The following is a 6,459-nucleotide window of genomic DNA, read 5'->3' as shown; positions in this document are numbered from 1 at the left end:
GGAACTCTCATTTCCATTTAAATAACGTTGAACTGCTTGTAATTTATCTTCTGTAGAAAATTTAGCCATAGAAAAACTGCACCTCCGATTGTTAGATGGTGTCTAACAATTGGGGTGCAGTTCAGAAATGAAGGTTTTTTTGTTTCTTAATTGTATTGTGCCTAAAAATCACAAAAGGTGAAGGACATAAGCGAGGGAAAAGCCCGAGAAAAAGTCCGTCATAGAGCCGATGAAGGACATAAGCAAGAGGAAAGTCCGAGAAAAAGTCCGTCATAGAGCTGATGAAGGACATAAGTAAGAGGAAAGTCCGAGAAAAAGTCCGTCATAGAGCTGATGAAGGACATAAGTACAGAAATGCGGTGTTCCGGGAAACTAAATTAGAAAATGCAATATTAGATTGTGTTCTACACAACGCAACAGTCGTGAATATTGTTGGGCCTTCTTTCAGAATTAAAGATCACTTAGAAAAAGAAGATGTTAATAAATCTTCGTACATTCATAAACAATCATAATTGTAGATTGCTAGCTTGACATTTACACAATAGGAACTTAAGTAAACTTTAACTTAGCTTATTTGCTCTCAATCCTATTGTTTGCTTAGTTGTTAACCATGAGCCATATTAAGCAAAATCGTGATATATTCACGCTAACAGAGTATTAAAAGAAGAAAATAATATAGGCAATAAGCTTTATTCTTAATATTTTATATTGATAGTGATAATCATTATCGATTATAATGATAGATGATACTAATTTATGGAAGGAGTGAATGGTGTTTGTTTATTCAATTAAAGACAGTCACTGTAACCGAGGGGAATGCTGAAAAGATGGTCGAGCGATTTGCTGGAGAAGGTATTATTGAACAACAACCTGGTTTTATAGATTTAAGTGTTTTAAAGAAAAAACAAAGAAAAGGAGATGAAGAAGTATTAATTATGATTCGTTGGGATTCTGAAAGCTCATGGAAAGCATGGGAAACAAGTGAAGTCCATCTGGCAGGTCATAAAGCTAATCGAGGAAAGCCTTCTCCATCTTTTATTATCAATAGCCGGCAGGATATTTATCATGTTTTAGGTCAGAAAGAATTTACACATCCAAAGGAAGCTTGAGTATTCTTGGAACACCTACTTTTTGAAATATAGAAGATGTTCTAAGTATTTAAAAGTGTAAAACTTGTACATAGTTTTAGTGTCTAGATCCAGGCTCTTCGGCTCGAGGATTTTCTAGGTTAAAAGTCAAATGGAAAAGAAGGTAAAGAAACCTTCTTTTCCTATTCGACTTATATCGTCTTGTACTTATATTAACTGTTCATACCTACACCTTTTCTTGTAAGTAGCATGTAAATTAAATAGGGAGCACCGATAACAGAAATAACAATTCCTACAGGAATATCAGCTGGTGCTAGTAGATTCTTTCCGATCATATCTGCAACTAGTAATAGAAAAGAACCGATGAGGGCTGATAATGGTAATAGGCTAAAGAAATTAGCCCCACAAAGTCGTCTGGCTAGATGTGGAGCAAGTAGTCCTATGAAAGCAATTCCTCCTCCAACGGCAACACATGATCCAGCAAGTGCCGCAGAAAGAACTAAAAGAATTCTACGTTCTGACTCTACTTTTAAACCAAGTACATGTGGAACTGTTTCACTAAATTGTAGAAGGTTCATCGATCTGGCTTTTAGAAAAGAAATAGGTATAAGCAATACAATCCAGGGTAACAAAGCCCATACATAAGGCCACTGTGTGCCCCAAATGCTACCTGTCAACCATATAGTAGCTTGTTGAAAATCTTTAGGATCCATTTTTAATTGTAAAATAATTAATAATGCACCACATAAAGCATTAAAACCAAGGCCCATAAGCAGTAGTCTTCCTGGTTCAATTCCGCCCTTCCATGAAAAGCTATAAATCAAGAGTGCAATGATTAAAGCACCAATAAAAGCAAATACAGGTAGTAAAAATGGCGAAGAAAATAAGGTACTATTGGCTTTGCTAAACAAATAAATACAAAATACAGCAGCAAGTCCTGCCCCAGCATTTATACCTAATATTCCAGGATCCGCTAATGAATTACGAGATAATCCTTGCAAAATGGCTCCTGAAAGAGCAAGTCCTGCCCCAATTAACATCGCAATAATCATTCTCGGTAATCTAAGCTGATATAAAACAAGCTCTTGTTGAGCCGTTCCTGCTCCTGAAAAGGTGACAAGCATCTCTTTTATTGTAATTGGTAAAGCACCTGTTGAAAGACTAATAACAAAAGTAACGAGAATGAGAAATGAAAATAACATTAACCAAACTTTTGATTGAACTAAAGCTTCTTTCCAATCCATTACATATACCCTCTTTTCTGTCGAGATAGATAAAGGAAAAATGGTACGCCGATAAGTGCTGTCACTGCACTAACAGGTGTTTCGAAGGGTGGATTGATCATACGTGCTCCAATATCGGCAATCGTAAGAAGTAAAGCACCTGCAACTGCACTTAATGGCAATAGCCAGCGATAATCAGGTCCTACAAGTAATCGCACGATGTGAGGAATAATCAGACCGATAAAGCCGATAGCTCCTGCTATAGATACAGCAGCACCTGATAATAAAACAACGGTTACAATACCGATCCAACGAACTTGACGAAATGACTGTCCAAGTCCAGCAGCAACTTCTTCACCCATAGCTAATATTGTTAAAGAACGACTAATCCAAAGAGATAGAAAAAGACCGATGAGTAATGTTGGTAAGAGAAGATATACATGTAACCATTTTGTTCCTGAAAGACCACCTGCAAACCAAAAACTAAGATCCTGAGCTACTTGGAAGTAAAGGGCAATACCAGTTGACAAAGCACTAAACAATGTACTTAAGGCTGCACCTGCCAATGTTAATGTAACAGGAGAAATTCGTTCTTTTGAGATCATAGTAAAAGCTAGTACTAAGATGGCTCCAATTGCCGATCCGGCAAAAGACCAAATAAGTAGATTCCAATAAGAACCAGAACCGATAAAAGCTAAAGAAATGGCAATAGCAAGGCCTGAGCCGTGAGTGATACCAATGATTGATGGATCTGCTAAAGGGTTTCTAGTAATACCTTGCATAATTGTTCCAGCAACCGCAGAGGCAGCTCCAATTAGAGCGCCGGTTAAAGCCCGTGGAATTCGCACTTCTTTAATTAGTTGATGCTCAATATTTTCTTTTTGAAAAGAAATAAATGAATCAATGATAACTGATGGCTGAATCCATACTGCACCTATTCCAATTGATATAACAAAACTAAGAAGAACTAATATAATTCCTGAAAATCCCCATTTTAAAGCCTTGTGTTTTGATGTTTGTAATGGTGTATGTAGGTCACGTGGCAGAGGGGATATGGATTGCTTTATCATTTTTAATCATTCCCTTTTTAAAATTACACAAATGAAAATGATCTTCATTATCAGTTATGTTATTATTGTTTATTAATCTACTATTATTACATAATATTTGTCAATTACTTTTCTGAGAGTCTCTTTCAAAAGTTACATAATCAATTGTTACCAACTAGTTTTCTTATCAACCATAGCGGCATCGATTCATGAACAAATCATTAATTAGGAGTTGTTAACATTGATACAAATAAAACAATCCAATTACTTTAAAGCTTCTTCTACAAGAATACGAGAAGGTCAGTCAGAAAATATAAACAGATCAAATTGTTACACATATCTAATTTATGTTGCATCTGGAGGAGGATATATAGTTAAAGATGGACAACAGCTTTCAATCGTCGAAGGAAAAAGTTACATCATTACTAAAGAGTGCATGATTATGTCAACTTCAGCTAACCTGCTAACTGTTTATACAATATCATGGGAGAAAGATTGGAACGATCTTGATTTTTTAGGATCAATTCCCCTTGCTGATCAACAATCTTCAAAACTTGTTCCTTTATGGGACGAAGCACTTAGAATACAAAAAAAGGATATTTCTTTCACGGAAATTTGTAAATTTCAAAGTGTGATTTGGAGCATATTATCTTTCTTAACAGATCACACAGAGGTTGATGGAATTGAGGAAACAAAAAAAATCATAAGAAATCACTTATCAAATCCTTATTCAATTACAAAATTAGCCGATAAAGCCAAAATGAATCCTGCTTCTTTTACAAGAGCATTCAAAAAAAGAGTTGGAATGTCTCCAAAGGAGTATTTGATTGAGGAAAGAATTAAGTCTGCAAAGCAACTTATGCTTCAAACAAAAGGTATTACAACAAAAGATGTTTCAATGAAAGTAGGAGTACAGGATGAATTTTATTTTAGTCGTTTGTTTAAACAAAAAGTAGGCGTTCCCCCGTCTGTCTTTATGAAAAGATCAAAAGAGCGTATAGCTGTAGTGAGTCAGATTTTCTTACAGGATCATTTACTTTCATTGGGAATCCAGCCTGTAGCTGCACCTTCTTACCCTACAGTCTATCCTTCTAGCAACGGTTTACCAAGTTATTTAGAAAAACAGCTTGAAGGGACAGTATTGCTAAATGCAGAAAATATGTTTCAACCAGAAGAGATTTTAAATACGCAGCCAGACCATATTATTAAAACACCTCTACATAATGGAGAAATTCAGTCAGTTATACTTTCACATCAACAGAGGGTTCGGAATATTTCTCTAAAAACACAATGGAATGAGTATCTTCGTGAAATTGCTAGCCTACTTGGACAAGAAAGTAAAGTTGATCGTATTGAAAACGAAATAGCTACTCTTGAATTAAAGGTTAGAGACGAGATTTGTCCCTTCACTAGAAAGGGGAAATGGGCTGTTATTTGGATTAGAGGAAATGAAATACGACTTTATGGTTGGCGAGACCATGCATGTTTAGATTTGATTTATCAAAAGTTAGGGTTTGAAGCACATCCAGATATACCAACAGAAGGTTATCAGATTGTTACTGTGAAAGAGCTTGTTGAATTAAATGCTGACAAGCTACTTATTCTCTGGAGTCATGAAAAAGATGTTTCGAGAGTTGTGAAGATAAAAGAATGGAAAATGATTAGAGCAGTGGAAACTAGGCAAGTTTACTATCCTAATAGTTTTGAATGGGATCCGTGGGGCCCTATAGGTAGAAAAAATATGTTAATTAATTTTGCTTCATCCTTACAAAACTCGAAACTAATGTCTTAATGCCTGTTAAAGCGTAAATAGATGTTCAGTTTGTCCATGTATAAAGTGAAAAAAATCCATGTTAACTATAAATGATAATTGTTATCATTGATAATGAAATTCATTATTGTTTAGGAGGAAAAGAAATGAAGAAATTAATAACATCTTGGAGTACGGTGTTAATACTGCTGTTGTTGGTATTAACTGCTTGTTCAGGTGGAGAAAAAACTGCTGGTGAAGCGGATGCAAATAAAGAAACAGAGCAAGAGAATGAAAAGAAAGTAAAAGAAGAAGTTAAAGAGACTAGAACTGTAGAGCATTTATATGGAAAAGCAGAAGTACCTATAAATCCTGAGAAAATTGTTCTTTTATCACATGTTTCTTGGGAAGGCTCACTTGTATCAGTTGGAGTAAAGCCACATGCTGTCATGGCATATGATAATGAATTCCCACCACATTTAACAGAAGAGCTAGCAGGAGTAACAGCTTTACCTTATGCAGATGAAATTAATTCAGAGGAAATAGTAAAGCTAAACCCTGATTTACTTATTATCAGTGATCGTTATAAACCTCTGTATGATCAATTATCTGAGACAATTCCAACAGTTGTTGTGGAAGTTGGTGGTGATTGGAAAGAAGATCATCTAAAAGTAGCTGAAGCAGCTGGAAAGTTAGAAGAAGGACAAAAAGTAATAGATGATATGGATAAACAAGCTGAAGATATCGGAAATCGTATTCGTGAAAAAGTTGGCGAAGAAACATTTATGGCAGTAGCAATTAATAAGAAGGATATTCGTGTATATGGTAAAACAAATCATGCTACAAACTCTTTATTATTTGATGATTTAAAGTTAACACCTGCTGAAAATTTACCAGAAGATTTTGGTGAAAATATTTCAATTGAAGGCTTAGTAAAGTATAACCCAGATCATATTTTAGATGTATCTTACTTTAACAGCGGTGAATATTATGACTCTGTAACACAAGGAGAGGTATGGAATAACTTAAACGCAGTTAAAAATGAAAAAGTACATACTCTTTCCACAACTTGGGGCTTCTGGGATCCAATCGAACGTCAAAAAGGTTTAAAAGAAATAGAGAAGTTATTATTAGGAGAATAATTTCTGAGACAGAAATGCTCATATAACAATTACTTTTAATGTTTTTGTTTAGTAGATCTTTGTTGGGAAAAGAGATCTTAGAGGTAATGGTTATTCAATGGTGAATCTAAAAAAGCTAAAAAACTAAGCTTTTTTAGTAGTCTTTCTGAATAAGAAGGACTATTTTTTTCGCACCTATTGAGAATGGTTATCAGTTAGTAGGTCTAA

6 protein-coding genes are annotated in these 6,459 nt (G+C 34.9%); 4 read left to right on the top strand and 2 right to left on the bottom strand.

Annotated features, from left to right (window positions below):
• Positions 1 to 281 precede the first annotated feature (281 nt).
• Positions 282 to 512, top strand: coding sequence for a hypothetical protein (locus FS935_RS23860; protein WP_146947448.1), 231 nt, complete (start codon positions 282 to 284; stop codon positions 510 to 512).
• Positions 513 to 776: 264 nt separating this feature from the next.
• Positions 777 to 1,109 carry an antibiotic biosynthesis monooxygenase family protein gene (locus FS935_RS08350; RefSeq protein ID WP_146947446.1) on the top strand — a complete coding sequence of 111 codons (333 nt, stop codon included), beginning with the start codon at positions 777 to 779 and terminating at the stop codon, positions 1,107 to 1,109.
• A 191-nt stretch (positions 1,110 to 1,300) separates the two neighbouring features.
• Here FS935_RS08350 and FS935_RS08345 read toward each other — a convergent pair whose 3' ends face one another.
• Both FS935_RS08345 and FS935_RS08340 read right to left on the bottom strand, forming a co-directional pair.
• Positions 1,301 to 2,332, bottom strand: a complete 1,032-nt coding sequence (locus FS935_RS08345) for a FecCD family ABC transporter permease (RefSeq protein ID WP_146947444.1) — start codon at positions 2,330 to 2,332, stop codon at positions 1,301 to 1,303.
• The gene (locus tag FS935_RS08340; RefSeq protein ID WP_146947442.1) at positions 2,332 to 3,381 is read right to left on the bottom strand and encodes a FecCD family ABC transporter permease; all 1,050 of its coding nucleotides are present in this window, start codon (positions 3,379 to 3,381) and stop codon (positions 2,332 to 2,334) included. The genes FS935_RS08345 and FS935_RS08340 overlap by 1 nt, the downstream gene beginning before the upstream one ends.
• 220 nt (positions 3,382 to 3,601) lie before the next feature.
• On the opposite strand from FS935_RS08340, the gene FS935_RS08335 reads away from it, so the two are divergent.
• Both FS935_RS08335 and FS935_RS08330 read left to right on the top strand, forming a co-directional pair.
• A complete protein-coding gene (locus tag FS935_RS08335; RefSeq protein WP_240050856.1) occupies positions 3,602 to 5,152 on the top strand; it encodes an AraC family transcriptional regulator in 1,551 nt (516 codons plus the stop codon).
• Between the two features lie 125 nt (positions 5,153 to 5,277).
• Complete coding sequence (locus FS935_RS08330; protein WP_146947440.1) at positions 5,278 to 6,252, top strand: ABC transporter substrate-binding protein; 975 nt, start codon at positions 5,278 to 5,280, stop codon at positions 6,250 to 6,252.
• Positions 6,253 to 6,459 lie beyond the last annotated feature (207 nt).

Source organism: Metabacillus litoralis (genome assembly GCF_007994985.1).
GTDB lineage: Bacteria > Bacillota > Bacilli > Bacillales > Bacillaceae > Metabacillus > Metabacillus litoralis.
The sequence above is the reverse complement of the archived record's forward strand: the minus strand, read 5'-3'. Positions and strand labels throughout refer to the sequence as shown.